At 60.4% G+C, this 17,354-nt stretch carries 11 protein-coding genes and 1 rRNA gene; 9 read left to right on the top strand and 3 right to left on the bottom strand.

Translation table 11 applies throughout. The features are described 5' to 3' along the window. Positions 1-205 precede the first annotated feature (205 nt). The 7 genes from rrf to Q7C33_RS03610 all read left to right on the top strand — a co-directional run bounded on the left by rrf (position 206) and on the right by Q7C33_RS03610 (position 12,192). A 5S ribosomal RNA gene (gene rrf / locus Q7C33_RS03640) occupies positions 206-321 on the top strand. A gap of 155 nt (positions 322-476) precedes the next feature. Next, on the top strand, positions 477-3,929 hold the full coding sequence (gene recC, locus Q7C33_RS03635) for an exodeoxyribonuclease V subunit gamma (protein WP_407682844.1): 3,453 nt from the start codon (positions 477-479) through the stop codon (positions 3,927-3,929). Beyond that, entirely contained in the window at positions 3,926-7,615 is a 3,690-nt protein-coding gene (gene recB / locus Q7C33_RS03630; protein WP_407682843.1) for an exodeoxyribonuclease V subunit beta, read from the top strand. Before recC ends, recB begins: the two co-directional genes overlap by 4 nt. Further along, positions 7,612-9,708: an exodeoxyribonuclease V subunit alpha gene (recD, locus tag Q7C33_RS03625; RefSeq protein ID WP_202334980.1), complete on the top strand. Its 2,097-nt coding sequence runs from the start codon at positions 7,612-7,614 to the stop codon at positions 9,706-9,708. The genes recB and recD overlap by 4 nt, the downstream gene beginning before the upstream one ends. 138 nt (positions 9,709-9,846) lie before the next feature. Continuing rightward, complete coding sequence (locus tag Q7C33_RS03620) at positions 9,847-10,419, top strand: YfiR family protein (protein WP_407682842.1); 573 nt, start codon at positions 9,847-9,849, stop codon at positions 10,417-10,419. Next, a complete protein-coding gene (locus Q7C33_RS03615; RefSeq protein ID WP_030139715.1) occupies positions 10,416-11,684 on the top strand; it encodes a diguanylate cyclase domain-containing protein in 1,269 nt (422 codons plus the stop codon). Before Q7C33_RS03620 ends, Q7C33_RS03615 begins: the two co-directional genes overlap by 4 nt. A gap of 4 nt (positions 11,685-11,688) precedes the next feature. Next, the gene (locus Q7C33_RS03610; protein WP_030139716.1) at positions 11,689-12,192 is read left to right on the top strand and encodes an OmpA family protein; all 504 of its coding nucleotides are present in this window, start codon (positions 11,689-11,691) and stop codon (positions 12,190-12,192) included. Here the strand turns inward: Q7C33_RS03610 and Q7C33_RS03605 are convergent. Continuing rightward, positions 12,189-13,136: a LysR family transcriptional regulator gene (locus Q7C33_RS03605; RefSeq protein ID WP_030139717.1), complete on the bottom strand. Its 948-nt coding sequence runs from the start codon at positions 13,134-13,136 to the stop codon at positions 12,189-12,191. The two genes, Q7C33_RS03610 and Q7C33_RS03605, sit on opposite strands and share 4 nt — an antisense overlap. Positions 13,137-13,275: 139 nt before the next feature. Between Q7C33_RS03605 and Q7C33_RS03600 the strand changes: the two genes are divergently transcribed. Both Q7C33_RS03600 and mmsB read left to right on the top strand, forming a co-directional pair. After that, a complete protein-coding gene (locus Q7C33_RS03600) occupies positions 13,276-14,802 on the top strand; it encodes a CoA-acylating methylmalonate-semialdehyde dehydrogenase (protein ID WP_407682841.1) in 1,527 nt (508 codons plus the stop codon). Between the two features lie 10 nt (positions 14,803-14,812). Then, positions 14,813-15,700 (top strand): 3-hydroxyisobutyrate dehydrogenase, encoded by an 888-nt coding sequence (gene mmsB, locus Q7C33_RS03595; RefSeq protein WP_407682840.1) that lies wholly within the window; start codon positions 14,813-14,815, stop codon positions 15,698-15,700. Between the two features lie 234 nt (positions 15,701-15,934). Here the strand turns inward: mmsB and Q7C33_RS03590 are convergent, their stop codons facing one another. Together Q7C33_RS03590 and Q7C33_RS03585 are read right to left on the bottom strand one after the other, a co-directional pair. Continuing rightward, positions 15,935-16,279, bottom strand: coding sequence for a cupin domain-containing protein (locus Q7C33_RS03590; protein ID WP_003177747.1), 345 nt, complete (start codon positions 16,277-16,279; stop codon positions 15,935-15,937). Positions 16,280-16,378: 99 nt separating this feature from the next. Continuing rightward, positions 16,379-17,260 (bottom strand): LysR substrate-binding domain-containing protein, encoded by an 882-nt coding sequence (locus Q7C33_RS03585; protein ID WP_202334978.1) that lies wholly within the window; start codon positions 17,258-17,260, stop codon positions 16,379-16,381. Positions 17,261-17,354: the final 94 nt, after the last annotated feature.

Genomic DNA, 17,354 nt, shown 5'->3' with positions numbered 1-17,354 from the left:
TGTGAGGCGTTGAGCTAACCTGTACTAATTGCCCGTGAGGCTTGACCATATAACACCCAAGCAATCTGTAGACTCGAAAGAGGCCAGATTGCGGTGTGTGAAGACGAGATGAACCGAAAGTTCGAAACTCACCAAACACCGAAAGCTGTCACATACCCAATTTGCTGAAGCGAGGCCATGAGGCCACGACTCAGTACCCGAATTTCTTGACGACCATAGAGCATTGGAACCACCTGATCCCATCCCGAACTCAGCAGTGAAACGATGCATCGCCGATGGTAGTGTGGGGTTTCCCCATGTGAGAGTAGGTCATCGTCAAGATTAAATTCCGAAACCCCTATCTGCTGACGCAGGTAGGGGTTTTGTTTTGCCTGCAAGAAAGTTCTTACGACAAGCGCAGACAGCTCCCGGCTGTCACAGCCCCCCGACAATGCTAAGGTTCTGCCCTAGCTTTTGCATTTTCAAGGATGCCTTTCATGCCGGACGCAACGTCCCTTAGCCCAGCGTTCATGGTGGTTCACGGGAATCGCCTTGATGAATTGCGCAGCCTGGTGATCAGCCTGATGCGGCGTTATCCGCTGGCCCCTCTTGAAAATGAAATCGCGCTGGTACAGAGCAACGGTATTGCCCAATGGCTTAAACTCGCGCTGGCTGAGGACCCGGAAGACGACGATACCGGCGGTTGCGGCATTGCGGCAGCCATCGACGTGCAGTTGCCAGGTAGCTTCATGTGGCAGCTCTATCGAATGGTGCTCGGGCGTGACGAAATCCCTGCCAAATCCCTCTTGGACAAGGCTCCGCTCACATGGAGGCTGATGCGTCTCCTGCCGCAGCTGATTGAACAGCCACATTTCGAACCCCTGCGACGTTTTCTCACTCATGACGCTGACTTGCGCAAGCGCTACCAACTGTCTGAGCGTCTGGCTGACCTGTTTGACCAGTATCAGGTCTACCGTGCCGACTGGCTCGAGGACTGGGCACAGGGACGACACCAGACGAGGAATGTCCGCGGTGACACCAAGCCGCTCGCGGCGGCCAATTGCTGGCAAGCGGAACTGTGGCGAGCCCTGTTGCTGGATGTAGGTGAGAAGGGCATGGCCCAAAGTCGTGCTGGTGTTCATCAGCGCTATCTGGAGTGCATCAACAGCCTGGAAGCCGCTCCACAAGGCCTGCCTGCGCGAGTAATTGTCTTTGGCATATCGTCATTGCCCGCCCAAGTCCTCGAGGCGCTTGCCGGGCTCTCACGGTTTAGCCAGGTTTTGCTGTGTGTCCACAATCCATGCCGACATCATTGGGCAGATATCGTGGCCGACAAGGACTTGCTTCGCCACCAATACAAACGGCAAGCACGTAAGCGCGGCATGCCTGAAGTCCTCGACTCGCAGACGTTGCACCAGCATGCTCATCCTTTATTGGCGGCCTGGGGAAAACAGGGGCGCGACTATATCAATCTGCTCGACAGTTACGATGACCCCACGACCTATCGCTCGGTGTTCCGCGAAGGGCGAATCGATCTGTTCAGCGACGGCCAACCTGCCACCCTCCTCAGCCAGTTGCAGAATGACATTCTTGAATTGCGTCCCTTGGACGAAACTCGAGAGCAATGGCCAGAGGTCGATACCCAGCAAGATGAGTCCATCCGCTTCCATATCGCCCATAGCGCGCAACGCGAAGTCGAAATCCTCCATGATCAGCTCCTCGCTCAGTTCAGCAAGGATCCGACCTTGCGTCCCCGCGACATTATTGTCATGGTCCCGGATATCGACAGTTATGCGCCGCATATTCGTGCGGTGTTCGGTCAACTTGATAAATTCGACAATCGTTTCATTCCATTCACCCTGACCGATCAAGGCCAGCGTGGACGTGACCCTTTTCTGATCGCAGTCGAACATCTGCTCAAACTTCCTGATAGTCGTTTTCCGGTCAGCGAAATCCTCGATTTGCTGGACGTCCCGGCGTTGCGCGAGCGGTTTGGCATTGGCGAGTCCGATTTGCCAACGCTGCACCGTTGGATCGAGGGGGCCGGCATCCGTTGGGGAATGAGTGCCGAGCATCGTGCCGGGCTGGGTTTGCCCGCAGAGCTTGAACAGAACAGCTGGCGTTTCGGCCTGCGTCGCATGTTATTAGGGTATGCGGTCGGCAATTCGCAGGCTTACGAAGGCATCGAGCCGTATGACGAAATCGGTGGTCTCGATGCGGCGTTGATCGGTCCTTTGGTGGCGTTGCTGGATGCCTTGGAAGTCGCTCATCAGGAGCTCTGCCAGCCAGCATCGCCTCAGGATTGGGGCGCGCGCCTGCATAACCTGATGCAGCTGTTCTTCTTGGCGAGCAATGAACACGACGATTATCTACTGACCCAGCTCGAAGACCTGCGTGAATCCTGGCTGGAAACCTGCGAGTCAGTTGCCCTGCACGATGAACTGCCATTGACGGTCGTAAGGGAGGCCTGGCTGGCCGGGTTGGACCAAGGGCGATTGTCCCAGCGCTTCCTGGCTGGGGCGGTCAACTTTTGTACCTTGATGCCGATGCGAGCAATTCCTTTCAAACTGGTCTGTTTGCTGGGAATGAATGACGGTGATTACCCTCGCGCCCAACCGCCCTTGGACTTCGACCTGATGGGCAGCGATTATCGGCCTGGCGATCGCTCCCGGCGCGAGGATGATCGGTACTTGATGCTGGAGGCGCTTCTTTCCGCACGGGAAAAACTCTACATCAGTTGGGTGGGACGCAGCATTCGTGACAATAGCGAGCGACCGCCCTCCGTTCTCGTTGGCCAGCTACGCGATCATCTTGCCAGTGGCTGGCGGTTGGCAGATGGCAAGGGAAGCCTTCTTGGCGCGCTCACCCAGGAGCATCCTCTTCAACCGTTCAGTGCCCGCTATTTTTACCAGGGCGATCAGCTATTCAGTTATGCCACCGAATGGCGAGTGCTTCATGACGCCCAGGATCACACTCAGATGCCTCAGCGATTGGCTCCCTATGTTCAGGAAGAACCCTTGGGACTTGGTCAGTTGCAGGATTTCCTGCGCAATCCTGTCCGTCATTTTTTCAGCCAGCGACTCAAAGTGTTTTTCGAGACCATCGAAGCTCCCCTGGCCGATGATGAGCCTTTCGTGCTCGATGCGTTGCAGCGTTACAGCTTGAGCGACAGCCTGCTCGAAGCCGCTCTCATTCGTCTCGATCAACCGGACCTTGCATTGCAGGCGCATGCCAAACGGCTTCAGAACAGCGGGTTGTTACCCATGGCTGGTTTTGGTGAAAGCCTGCAGCGTGAGTTGATCGAGCCATTGCCAGACCTGCTTCAACGTTACCAACAACTTCTGGCGCTGTGGCCGACTCCATTGGCGAGCGCCGTACCCATCAGTCTGCAATTGGCAGAAGTCAGTGTCGAAGGTTGGCTCAGTGGTCTGCACCAGCGATCTGATGGTGCGGTCTTGGCGATTACCGCCATCCCCAACAGCATCGGTTCCACCAAGACTCGAAAATGGCATCGCCTGATACGACCTTGGGTGAACCATCTGGTCGCCTGCGCCAGTGGTCTTTCGATGACGACTGCATTGGTTGCCAGTGATGACAGCTTGCTGTTGGCGCCTTTTGAGGAAGCCGTTTCGCGAAGACTGCTCGGTGATCTGTTGCAAGCCTGGCAGACAGGCATGCGCGAGCCGCTGCCGATCGCGGTGAAGACTGCCTTTGCCTGGCTCGCTCAGAGCGACCCCGGAAAGGCCGAAGCGGCGGCTCGAAAAGCCTATGACGGCGACGGTCTGAATTTCGAAGGCGAGCGGCGGGAAAGCCCGGCCCTGGCCCGACAGTTCGCTGACTTTGACGCGCTCGTTGCAGACGAAACGTTTCCCGACTGGTGCGATGCGCTCTATCGACCGTTATTCGAAGCGCCCTGGCGTTCACTGGTCGAAGAGGACGCGCGTTCATGAGTCGGCAAACTCCGTTGGCCCTGGCCTTCCCGTTGCGGGGCAGTCAGTTGATCGAGGCCAGCGCCGGTACGGGCAAGACTTTCACCATATCTGCTTTGTACTTGCGCCTGGTATTGGGGCACGGCGGATCGGCGGCTGGATTCGGTCGCGAACTGCTTCCCCCGCAGATCCTGGTGGTGACCTTTACTGACGCCGCCACCAAGGAGTTGCGTGATCGTATCCGTACGCGCCTGGCAGAGGCGGCGCGTTTTTTTCGCGACGAAATTCCTGCACCGGACTCGTTGGTAACAGCGTTGCGTGATGAGTTTGACGAAGGGCAATGGCCTGCCTGTGCCAACCGGCTCGACATTGCCGCGCAATGGATGGATGAGGCAGCCGTTTCGACTATCCATGGTTGGTGCCAGCGCATGCTGCGCGAGCATGCTTTTGACAGTGGCAGCTTGTTTACCCAGACCCTGGAAACCGATCACAGCGAACTGCTCGGCGAGGTGCTGCGCGACTACTGGCGCCTGTTCTGCTACTCGATGCAAGGCGAGGCGCTGGATTGGGTACGTACCCACTGGGGTGGACCTGCGGCGTTGTTGCCACGAGTGAAAGGCCTGTTTTCCAACGGACGCGGCAATGATGATGGGCTTGAGCCCGCCGAGCTTATCGCCGCAGCCCTGCAGGACCGCAGCGCTGCCTTGCTTGATCTCAAGGCGCCGTGGCGTCAATGGGCGGTGGAATTGCTGGAGATATGCCAGCAAGGCGTGGCGAGTAAAAGCGTCGATGGGCGCAAGATGCAAGCCCGTTATTTTGAGCCGTGGTTCCAGAAGATCACGGCCTGGGTAGAGGATGAAAGCGTTGAACTTTTGGACATCGGCACGGGATTCACGCGGTTGACACCCGAGGGAATGGCCGAAGCCTGGAAGGGAGAGGTGCCAAATCACCCCGGCCTGGACGCGATGTCAGGGCTCAAGGCGAGCCTGGACGCATTGCCGACACCCGATGCCGCCGTGTTGCAGCATGCCGCGCAATGGGTAGGGGAGCGCTTCGAGGCGGAAAAGCGTCGCCGAGCGGAAATGGGCTTCGACGATATGCTGTTGCGTCTGGACGCGGCTCTGCAGGCTGAAGGCGGGGAACGTCTGGCGAGCGTGATTCGTGAGCAGTTTCCGGTCGCTCTGATCGACGAGTTCCAGGACACCGACCCGGTCCAGTACCGGATATTCGAAAGTATCTATCGCATCAAGGATAACGACCCCGAAACAGGGCTGTTCCTGATCGGCGACCCGAAACAGGCCATTTATGCTTTCCGGGGGGCTGACATCTATACCTACCTGCGCGCCCGGGAAGCCACTGCCGGCAGGCTGCATACGCTGGGAACGAACTTTCGTTCCAGCCATGCCATGGTCGGCGCCGTGAACCATATTTTCCAGAACGCGGAAACCCGTCCAAAAGGGCGCGGGGCTTTCCTGTTCCGTGAGCCATCGGGTGAGAATCCGGTGCCGTTCCTGGCAGTGGGATCCCAAGGACGAAAGGAGTCCCTGCTGATCGCAGGGCAAACCGTCCCCGCTTTGAATATCTGGCACCTGGCCTCGGACCAACCGCTCTCTGGCGCGACGTATCGGCAACACATGGCCGCTGCCTGCGCCAGCGAGATCACTGCGCTGCTCAACGGCGGCCAGTCGGGGCGTGATGGGTTTGTCAGTGACGGGGATACCTTGCGTGGGCTGCTGCCGGCGGACATCGCCATTCTGGTTCGAGATGGCAAGGAAGCGCAGGCCGTGCGCGGCGAATTGTCTGCACGAGGCGTACGAAGCGTCTACCTGTCCGACAAGGATTCGGTGTTTGCCGCGCAAGAAGCGCGGGACTTGCTGACCTGGCTGAAGGCGTGCGCCGAGCCGGATGCCGAACGTCCATTGCGAGCGGCGCTGGCCAGCATCACATTGGACTTGCCGATTACGGAGCTGGAGCGACTTAATCAGGATGAGCTGGCATGGGAAAGTCGCGTCATGCAGTTTCGTGGTTATCGGCTGGTCTGGCGTACCCAGGGTGTGCTGCCGATGTTGCGACGCCTGCTGCACGATTTCAAATTGCCCCAGGCCTTGATGACGCGTGGCGACGGGGAGCGGGTGCTGACCAATTTGCTCCATCTGTGCGAACTGTTGCAGCAGGCTGCCGTCGAGCTGGATGGCGAGCAGGCGCTGATTCGATACCTGTCCGAGCATCTGGCGTTGACCGGGCAGGCCGGCGAAGAACAGATCCTTCGCCTGGAAAGCGATGAGCAGTTGGTCAAAGTGGTGACGATCCACAAATCCAAGGGGCTCGAATATCCGTTGGTCTTCCTGCCGTTCATTTGCTCGACGAAACCGGTGGACGGCAGCCGATTGCCTTTGCATTACCACGACGAAGCCGGCCAGGCGCAAATCAGTCTCACGCCGACCCCCGTATTGATCGCCAAGGCCGATGACGAACGCTTGGCCGAAGACCTGCGCCTCCTGTATGTGGCGCTGACTCGCGCCCAACACGCCTGTTGGCTGGGTGTCGCCGATCTCAAGCGTGGCAGCAACAGCCGCTCCATCCTGCACCTGTCGGCGCTGGGTTATCTGCTGGGCGGCGGCGCACCGTTGACGGAGTCGGTGGCGTTGCGGCAATGGCTGGAAGATTTGCAACAAGGCAGCCAAGCGGTGAACTGCCAGGATATGCCCCAGGCCAACGACGAACACTACCTGCCAGCCCAAAACGAAGCGGCGTTGCGCGCACCTTTGTTGCCGGTACGCAAAGCCAGCGAGAACTGGTGGATCGCTTCCTACAGCGCATTGCGCCTGGGCGAAACGCTTAGCGCGGGGGGAGACACCGCACCGGAAAACCCACAGGCGCAGAAACAGTTCGATGATGAGCGTCTTGACCCGGATGCCCCCAGGGAAGTGGTTGCTGTCGGCGGCGACATCCATCGCTTTCCACGCGGCCCAAACCCGGGCACGTTCCTGCATGGCCTCCTGGAGTGGTCGGCCAGGGAAGGATTTACCACCACGCCAGCGATAATCGAGGATGCCATTGCCCGACGTTGCAACCGCCGAGGCTGGAAAGGCTGGATCTCCACGCTAGGCGACTGGTTGCAGCACCTGATCACAACACCTTTGCATATCGGTGGCGGCCAGGCTCCGGTGTTGTTGACGCAGCTGACTCGCTTCCAGGTCGAAATGGAGTTCTGGTTCGCCAGCCACAAAGTCGATGTGCTCAAGCTTGACGAACTTGTCTGCCGATTCACCCATGGCGGCGTGGCTCGCATCGCAGCGGAGCCGGTGTTGCTCAACGGCATGTTCAAGGGTTTCATCGACTTGACCTTCGAACATGACGGTCGGTACTACGTGGCTGATTACAAGTCCAACTGGCTGGGGGCTGATGACACGGCCTACACCGTGCAGGCGATGGAGCAATCGATCCTGGATAATCGCTACGACTTGCAATACGTCCTGTACCTGTTGGCGCTGCATCGCCAGCTCAAGGCACGCTTGCCCGATTATGACTACGACCGGCATGTCGGCGGAGCGTTGTATATATTCTTGCGTGGCACGCGCGCAGCCAGCCAGGGCGTGTATTTCACCAAGCCCCCGCGAGCCTTGATCGAACAACTCGATCGCCTGTTCCGCGGGGCGCCCGAACCCAAGGCCGAACCGGCGTGGGTACAGGGAGAACTGTTATGAGTCGTTCCTTTGCCGACCTGCTCCCCAGACCGTCCGAAGACGAGAGCCTGGCCAACCTTGCGCCGCTGAGTGAGGCGAGTGATCTGTTGCTGCTGCTCACGCGCTGGGTGGAGCGCGGCTGGCTTCGAGCCCTGGACAAGGCGTTTGTCGCGTTCCTCCATGAGCTGGAGCCCAACGACGATCCGCTGGTACTGCTCGCCGCGGCACTGACCAGTCACCAACTGGGTCATGGACACGTCTGCCTGGATCTGTTCGAGACACTCAGCGAGCCGGACTTCGCACTGTCGCTCCCTCCCGAGGGCGACGTTCAGACAGGCGCAACGCTGTTGCCGTCCCAGATACTGCAAGCTCTGGACCCCGCCCATTGGTGCAAGGTCCTGGCATCCAGTCGCCTGGTCGCCTTGGCGGTCGACATGACTGAAGAGGCGCAGCAGCGGCCGTTGGTGCTGTCGGGCAAACGCCTCTATCTGCGCCGTTACTGGGCCTATGAACGGCGGATCGATGAAGCATTGCGTCAACGGCTGGCCGATCATGGCGCAGCGCCCGATGACCTGCGCGAGCGCCTTGCGGGATTGTTCGGAGCGGCCAGTCTCACAGGTCCGATCGATTGGCAGAAGCTGGCCTGCGCGCTGGCGACCCGGAGCGCTTTCAGCATCGTGACGGGCGGCCCGGGCACAGGGAAGACCACCACGGTCGTGCGTCTGCTTGCCTTGTTGCAGGCGCCGGCTGTCGAGGCTGGGAAACCGCTGCGTATTCGCCTGGCCGCGCCCACTGGCAAGGCAGCGGCGCGCTTGACCGAGTCCATCAGCCAGCAGGTCCGGACGCTGGATGTGTCCGATGGCGTGCGCGAGCGCATTCCCTGCGACGTCACCACCGTCCATCGACTGCTGGGCAGCCGCCCTGGTACTCGGCATTTTCGCCATCATCGGGGCAATCGCTTGCCACTGGATGTGCTGGTGGTTGATGAAGCGTCAATGATCGACCTGGAAATGATGGCGAATTTGCTGGATGCACTGCCGCCTCATGCGCGCCTGGTGCTGCTGGGTGACAAGGACCAGTTGGCGTCGGTCGAGGCGGGTGCGGTTCTGGGGGATCTATGTCGGGATGCCGAGGAAGGCTGGTATAGCCCGCAGACCCTGGCCTGGCTCGAGTCCGTCAGCGGCGAGAACCTGGCGGCCAGCGACCTGAAGCAGGACCTCGATGGCGCTCATCCCCTGGCCCAGCAAGTGGTCATGCTCAGGCATTCCCGGCGCTTTGGCGAAGGCAGCGGCATTGGGCAATTGGCCCGCAGCGTGAATCGGCAACAGCCGGAGAAAGCCCGTCAGGTGCTGCAGGGCGGTCAATATGCGGACCTGTTTTTCCTTGGACTCAAAGGCGAGCATGACGGAGTGCTGGAGCGTTTTCTGCTCGACGGCCGAGTAGATGGCCCGCAAGGGTATCGGCATTACCTGAATCTGCTGCGGCAACGGCGCCCGGACATTTCTCGTCCGTTGGAAGACAGTTGCTGGACGGAGTGGGCCAGGGATGTCCTGGCGGCATTCGACGAGTTCCAGTTGCTTTGTGCCGTGCGCAAAGGCCCGTGGGGTGTCGAGGGGTTGAATCAGCGGATCACGGCTGCGTTGCTCAAGGCTCGTTTGATCGACAGCGATCATCTCTGGTACGAGGGGCGTCCGGTACTGATGACTCGCAACGACTACGGGCTCGGGTTGATGAATGGCGATATCGGCATCGCCCTAAAGCTGCCTGAGCGTGACGGGCCTGATGCGGGCAGACAGGTGTTGAGAGTTGCCTTCCCCCGTAACGATGGCCAAGGTGGCGTGCGTTTTGTCCTGCCCAGTCGCCTGAATGATGTGGAAACCGTGTACGCCATGACGGTGCACAAGTCCCAAGGCTCGGAGTTCGCCCATACGGCGCTCATCCTTCCCGATGTGTTGAACCCCGTGTTGACCAAGGAACTGGTATACACGGCGGTTACCCGGGGCAAGCACTGGTTCAGTCTCATAGAGCCGAGAGCCGGGGTATTCGAGGAGGCCGTCCGCCGCAAGGTCAAGCGCCTGAGTGGGTTGATGTTGGAATGGGAACAAGGTGGCTGATTGCCTAACTTTCACCTTTAATGCTTCGATCGCGGTTCTGCCTGTTTTTTGTCGGAAATCGCCGTAGGGCACTGTCTCGCTGGCTTTTTGACACTGTGTTATCGTTTCGGCTCTTATCTTAATCAGAGATCATCCAGGATGGTGGCAGTTCGGGGGGCAGCGTGCAGCGAGAACTGGAAGCCTCATGTGCTTGCCGGCTTCCTATGGATGCTGTCATTCGCGGTGGTCGCTCAAGAGCAGGTAACCCCCGACCGCGCCGACCAGCGAGCCGAAGCGGTCACACAGGTCGTGCTGGGCATCCTCAGCTATGCCCGTTGGCCTGTGGAGCCGACACAATTGCAGCTCTGTATCGTCGGTCCGACTCAATATACCGATGTGCTTGTCAAAGGTACGACCCAGGCCACGGGCCGACCGGTATCCGTGCAGCGGGTGCTGGCAGATCATCCTGGCATCGCCGACGACTGCAACGCTGTCTACATCGGCAGGCTGACCAATGAGGAACGCTCGCGCCTGTTCACGTCATTGATTGGCAAGCCTGTGTTGAGCATCAGCGAGGGGGGCGATCAATGTACCGTGGGCAGTCTGTTCTGCCTGCGGGTCGGCGATGAACAGGTCTCGTTCGAGGTCAACCTTGATTCGGTTGCGCGCAGTGGCGTGCGAATTCATCCGAGCGTTCTCCAGCTTTCACGTCGCAGGCCGGCCGCCCCATGAGTTCCCCAAAGCCACGAGTTCGGCCCACGTTGGGCTCGGTTATCGGTCGCGGCCATCTGATCGTCGCACTGGTGGCGATCTCCATGGCCAGCATTTCGCTGACGCTGCTCGGCGTGCTCGCGTTGCGGGTCTATGCCGATCACAACCTGCATTTGATCGCCCGTTCAATCAATTACACCGTGGAGGCCGCCGTGGTGTTTGATGACGCGGCCGCCGCCACGGAAGCGCTGGCGCTGATTGCCGCCACCGAAGAAGTAGCCGATGCGCAGATATTCAATGAGCACGGTCGCCTTCTGGCTCACTGGCAGCGACCCGACACCGGCCTCTTGTCGGGTCTGGAATTGCATATCGCGAAGGCATTCCTGGAAAAACCGATCAGCCTTCCCATCGTCCACCAAGGACAGAACATCGGCAGAATCTTGCTGGCCGGACATGGCGGAAGCCTGTTGCGATTTTTGCTCAGCGGCCTCGCGGGCATTGTTTTATGTACGGCGATAAGCGCCTGGGTCGCGCTGTATCTGGCGAGGCGCCAGTTGCGGTCGATTACCGGGCCACTGCGCAGCCTGGCTGAAGTGGCTCACGCCGCGCGCTGCGAGCGCGCTCTGGATCGTCGCGTGCCGCCGGCCGACATCGCTGAACTGGACAACCTGGGCAACGACTTCAACGCCTTGCTTGCCGAACTGGAATCCTGGCAGACCCATCTGCAAAGTGAAAACGAAACCTTGGCTCACCAGGCCAGCCACGACAGCCTGACCGGATTGCCTAACCGGGCATTTTTCGAAGGTCGATTGATCCGCGCGTTGCGCAATGCCAGCAAGCTCGACGAGCAGGTGGCCGTCCTGTATCTGGACAGCGACCGCTTCAAGGGCATCAATGACAACTTCGGTCACGCTGCCGGCGATGCGGTGCTGACTGCCGTGGCGACCCGGGTCCGCGCGCAGTTGCGAGAGAATGACCTGGTCGCGCGCCTGGGGGGCGATGAGTTTGCCGTGCTGCTGACGCCCCTGCACAAGGTCGAGGATGCCGAGCGGATCGCTGAGAAAATCATTGCCAGCATGGACATGCCGATTCAGTTGCCCGGCAATGCCTCGGTCTTGACGTCCCTCAGTGTCGGTATCGCGGTTTTTCCCGAACATGGTGCCACGCCCGGCGCCTTGCTGAGTGCCGCCGATGCGGCGATGTACCAGGCCAAGCGCCTCGCCCGAGGCGGCCAACACACGGCAGGGTCGGAGCACCCGGTCGCGGATCTTCAAACCAGGAGCTGATTGCATGCGTTCAAATGCTCGTTTCCCCCTGCTGCGATTCGCAGCATTTTTATTGATCGCCGTTTTTACCCTCGCCGGGTGCCAGACCACACCGCCGAAAGGCCTGACCCCAGCGCAGATCGCCGTCCTCAAGGAGCAGGGTTTCAAGTTGACGGAGGAGGGCTGGGCCTTCGGTCTCTCCGGCAAAGTGCTGTTTGGCAGCGATGTGGAAAGCCTCAATCCTGCCAGTACCGAAATTGTCGAGCGGATCGGCAAGGCCCTGCTGGGCGCAGGTATCGAGCGAGTACGTGTCGACGGTCATACCGACGCATCGGGCTCCCAAGCCTATAACGAACAACTGTCGGTACGCCGGGCCAACAGCGTTGGCAAGGTCTTGACAGGCGTGGGCATGCGAGAAGAAAACGTCCAGCTGCGCGGCCTGGGCAGCAGCCAACCCGTCGCATCCAACGACACGGCCAGCGGCCGCACCGAAAACCGCCGCGTCGCCATCGTGGTCATTGCCGACTAATCGGCAAACACCATCTCCCGGCTGTCGCCCATCAGCAACAGCCGGTTCTGTTCAGTCACCTCGCGAATGTAATCCCACAACAAGGTGATCCGCTTGAGCTTGCGCAGGTCCTCCCGGCAATACATCCAGAACTGCCGGGTAACCGTGATTTCTTCCGGCAGCACCGGCAACAGGCGTGGGTCCTGGGCCGCCAGGAAGCACGGCAGGATCGCCAGCGACCGCCCCTGTTGGGCCGCGACAAATTGCGCGATCACGCTGGTGCTGCGCAGGTGAGCATGCGCGCCGGGCAGGACGTTGGCGAGGTAGAGCAGCTCGGAACTGAATGCCAGGTCGTCCACATAGCTGATGAACGAGTGCTTGCCCAAGTCCGCCGGACGGTGGATGGGCGGGTGGTTGTCCAGGTATTGCTGGGTGGCGTAGAGCTGCAGGCGGTAGTCGCACAGCTTGCAGCATACGTATGGGCCGTGTTCTGGGCGTTCGAGGGCGATGACGATGTCGGCTTCGCGCTTGGAGAGGCTGATGAAGTGCGGCAGCGGCAGGATGTCCACGGAAATGGCCGGGTAGGCATCGACGAAGTGGCTCAGTTGCGGCGTGATGAAAAAACTGCCGAAGCCTTCTGTACAGCCCATGCGCACATGGCCCGACAGCGCGACGCCGGAGCCTGAGACCTGTTCGCAAGCCATGTGCAGCGTGCTTTCGATCGATTCGGCGTAGCCCAGCAATCGTTGGCCTTCGGCCGTCAGGACAAAACCGTTGGTCCGGGATTTCTCGAACAGCAGCGTACCCAGTGAAGCTTCCAGCGAGCTGATGCGTCGCGACACCGTGGTGTAGTCGACCGCCAGGCGCTTGGCGGCCGTGCTGGCCTTGCGGGTACGGGCCACTTCGAGGAAAAACTTGAGGTCATCCCAATTCAGCGACCCCAGGGAGGTGATGTTTTTTTGCATGATGGACCGGACTTTATGTGCGTTCTTATTAGAAGTTTGCACATCTATACTCCAAAAACCGTCTTATCACCAAGGTGTCCGTTCACCTTGGCCGTTGCTGAACCAGCGCTCTCTTATAAGAACAATCCCGGAGGCCAGCATGAACGTTTCCCTTACGCCCAGCGACACTGCCCTGCAAACCGTCAGACTGTTGATCGATGGCGAATGGGTTGAATCCCAATCCAACGAATGGCATGACATCGTCAACCCGGCCACCCAGCAGGTATTGGCGAAGGTTCCGTTCGCCACAGCCTCGGAAGTCGATGCCGCCATCGCCGCCGCCCAGCGTGCTTTCCAGACCTGGAAACTGACGCCCATCGGTGCGCGGATGCGCATCATGCTGAAGCTCCAGGCATTGATTCGCGAGCATTCCAAGCGCATCGCCGCGGTGCTCAGCGCCGAACAGGGCAAGACCATCGCCGACGCCGAGGGCGATATTTTCCGTGGCCTGGAAGTGGTCGAGCATGCCTGTTCCATCGGCACCTTGCAGATGGGCGAGTTTGCCGAAAACGTCGCCGGTGGCGTTGACACCTACACGCTACGCCAACCGATCGGTGTGTGCGCCGGCATCACGCCGTTCAACTTCCCGGCGATGATCCCGCTGTGGATGTTCCCGATGGCTATCGCCTGCGGCAACACCTTTGTTCTCAAGCCGTCGGAGCAGGATCCGCTGTCGACCATGCTCCTGGTAGAACTGGCCATCGAGGCCGGCGTGCCGACGGGTGTCCTCAACGTGGTGCACGGCGGCAAGGATGTGGTGGATGCGCTCTGCACCCACAAGGACATCAAGGCCGTTTCCTTTGTCGGTTCGACGGCGGTCGGTACCCATGTTTATGACTTGGCAGGCCGCCACGGCAAGCGCGTGCAATCGATGATGGGTGCCAAGAACCACGCGGTGGTGTTGCCTGATGCCAATCGTGAGCAGACCCTCAACGCCTTGGTCGGTGCGGGTTTCGGCGCGGCGGGGCAACGTTGCATGGCCACCTCCGTGGTGGTGATGGTGGGCGCAGCCAAGCAATGGTTGCCGGAGCTCAAGGCCCTGGCACAGAAACTCAAGGTCAACGCCGGCAGCGAGCCTGGCACGGACGTTGGGCCGGTGATTTCCAAGCGGGCCAAGGCGCGAATCCTTGAGTTGATCGAAAGTGGCGTGCAGCAAGGCGCGAAGCTGGAACTCGATGGCCGTGGCATCAGCGTGCCGGGCTTCGAGCAGGGCAATTTTGTCGGCCCGACCCTGTTTTCCGGCGTGACGACTGATATGCGCATCTACACCGAAGAGATCTTCGGCCCGGTGCTGGTGGTGCTGGAAGTCGACACCCTCGACCAGGCCATCGCCTTGGTCAACGCCAACCCATTCGGCAACGGCACCGGCCTGTTTACCCAGAGCGGTGCGGCGGCGCGCAAATTCCAGAGCGAAATCGACGTCGGGCAGGTGGGTATCAACATCCCGATCCCGGTGCCGGTACCGTTCTTCAGTTTCACCGGTTCCCGTGGTTCGAAACTCGGCGACCTCGGCCCTTACGGCAAACAAGTGGTGCAGTTCTACACTCAGACCAAGACCGTGACCGCGCGCTGGTTCGACGACGACAGCGTCAATGACGGTGTGAACACCACCATCAATCTGCGTTGAGGAGCCGGACATGAACATTGCATTTATCGGCCTGGGCAACATGGGCGCACCCATGGCGCGCAACCTGCTCAAGGCCGGCCATTCGCTGAACCTGTTCGACTTGAACCAGGCGGTGCTGGCTGAACTGGCGGCGTTGGGCGGCACCACCAGCGCCTCGCCCCGCGACGCGGCCCAGGGCGCGGCGCTGGTGATTACCATGTTGCCCGCCGCTGCCCATGTGCGCAGCGTCTGGCTGGGCGAGGACGGTGTGCTTGCCGGCATCGCCGCCGGTACGCCGGCTGTGGATTGCAGCACCATCGACCCCCAGACCGCCCGCGACGTCGCGGCTGCCGCGGCGAAGCAAGGGGTGGCGATGGCCGATGCGCCTGTTTCGGGCGGTACCGGCGGCGCGGCGGCGGGCACGCTGACCTTCATGGTTGGCGCTACGGACGAGCTGTTCGCCACCCTGCAACCGGTGCTGGCGCAAATGGGCCGCAACATCGTGCACTGCGGCGAAGTCGGCACCGGGCAGATCGCCAAGATTTGCAACAACCTGCTGCTGGGGATTTCCATGGTTGGTGTCAGTGAGGCCATGGCCTTGGGCGATGCCTTGGGGATCGACACCCAGGTGCTGGCCGGCATCATCAATAGTTCAACCGGGCGATGCTGGAGCTCTGATACCTACAACCCTTGGCCCGGCGTGATCGAAACGGCGCCGGCATCCCGTGGCTATACCGGCGGTTTCGGCGCGGACTTGATGCTCAAGGACCTGGGCCTCGCCACCGAAGCGGCGCGTCAGGCTCGTCAGCCGGTGATATTGGGGGCGGTGGCGCAGCAGCTGTATCAGGCGATGAGCCAGCGGGGCGAGGGTGGCCAGGACTTCTCGGCAATTGTGAACAGCTATCGCAAGCCGCAGTAAAACCTGCGGTGTTCTGAAGCTTTTGTGGCGAGGGGATTTAGCGAAACGTCGCACCGCCCCGTTGGGTCGCGAGGCGGCCCCAAAACAGTCAGTACTATTCATCTGGCACACCGAGGCGTCAGATTTCAGGGCTGCTTCGCAGCCCAGCGGGGATAAATCCCCTCGCCACAGGGTTATGCATTCCAGAAGTTGTTTTCCGAGAGACCATGTCGGGTGGTCTCTCGGTTTTTTGTCTCAGGCAAACACGAAATATTTGCGCACGGTCTCGACCACTTCCCAAGTACCTTTCATGCCCGGCTCGACGACGAAGATGTCACCGGCCCGCAGATGGATCGGTGCCATGCCGTCCGGGGTGATCACGCAGTAGCCTTCCTGGAAATGGCAGTATTCCCACTTCACGTAATCCACACGCCATTTGCCGGGCGTGCAGATCCAGGTACCCATGATCTTGCTGCCGTCCTCGCTGGTGTAGGCGTTGAGGTTGACGGTATGCGGATCGCCTTCAAGCTTTTCCCATTTGCAGGCGTCGAGTACGGGCAGCGGATGGGTGTCGCGCAGGACGGTGATGGGTGCGGTCATGTGAGCTCCGGAAAAGGGGCAAGAAAGAACCTGCACCCTAGCGCGGAGCAAGAGTAGGCAGATGCCTGTGCTCGACACCGGGCTGTCCAGAAGCGCGCATCAATCAGCCAGGTGCCGAGCCAGGGTCTTGGCATAGGCAGGCAAAGCTTCGAAGTTGCGGGCGCAGAGCAGCAACGCCCGGTGGGCCCATGCCTCTTGCAGCGGGACACAGTGATACCCAGGCTCGGGCGGGCGCCGGTCGATGGCCGCCTTCGGCACGATGGCGATGCCCGCACCGTGCGCAACCATGCGAATCACCCCGTCGAAACCGTCGGCGCGAATGCGGATCTGCATGCGTGAGCCGATGTGCAGGGCCTGTTCTTCCAGGTGGATCGCCAGGGCACTGGAGGCGTTCAGGCCGACATAGTCGTGCCCGAAGGTCTCGCTGAAACGCACGGCTCGGTTGTCAGCCAGTGGGTGTCCGGCCGGTAGGATCAATACCAGCGGGTCGTCGCGAAAAGGCCAGGCCTGTAGGCCATCGGTGTCAACGGCGTCGGAAATAATCCCGAGATCCGCCGCGCCTTGGCGCAGGGCATGGGTGATGCGTGAACTGGGCAGTTCCTGCAAGTCGATATCCAGGTTCGGATGGGTCTTGAGAAAATCGGCCAGCGGTTCCGGCAGGTACTCGGTCATGGCGCTGGTGTTGCACAGCAGTCGCACCCGGCCCTTGACGCCTCTGGCGTATTCGGCCAGGTCTTGTTGCAGATGTTCGGTGTGCTGCAAAAGGATTCGGGCATGCTGGGCCAGGGCTTTGCCGGCCGGTGTCGGGGTCACGCCACGTCGCCCGCGTTCGAGCAAATCGATGCCCAGGGACGCCTCCATGGTGCGGACTCGAGCGCTTGCCGCGGCCAGGGACAAATGGCTGCGGGCTGCACCGGCGGTGATATTGCCGGCGTCGAGGATATTCAGGTAGAGGCGCAGGTCGGTGAGGTCGAAGTGCATGAGGGCCTGTCTCAAGTTTTGCGGTGTTTGGTATGCCGTCTTCGCGAGCAGGCTCGCTCCCACAAGGAATTGCATTTCAACTGTGGAAGCGAGC

The organism is Pseudomonas sp. BP11-1-1 (assembly GCF_052112105.1).
Taxonomy (GTDB): domain Bacteria; phylum Pseudomonadota; class Gammaproteobacteria; order Pseudomonadales; family Pseudomonadaceae; genus Aquipseudomonas; species Aquipseudomonas alvandae.
This window is presented reverse-complemented; position numbering and strand designations above follow the sequence as displayed.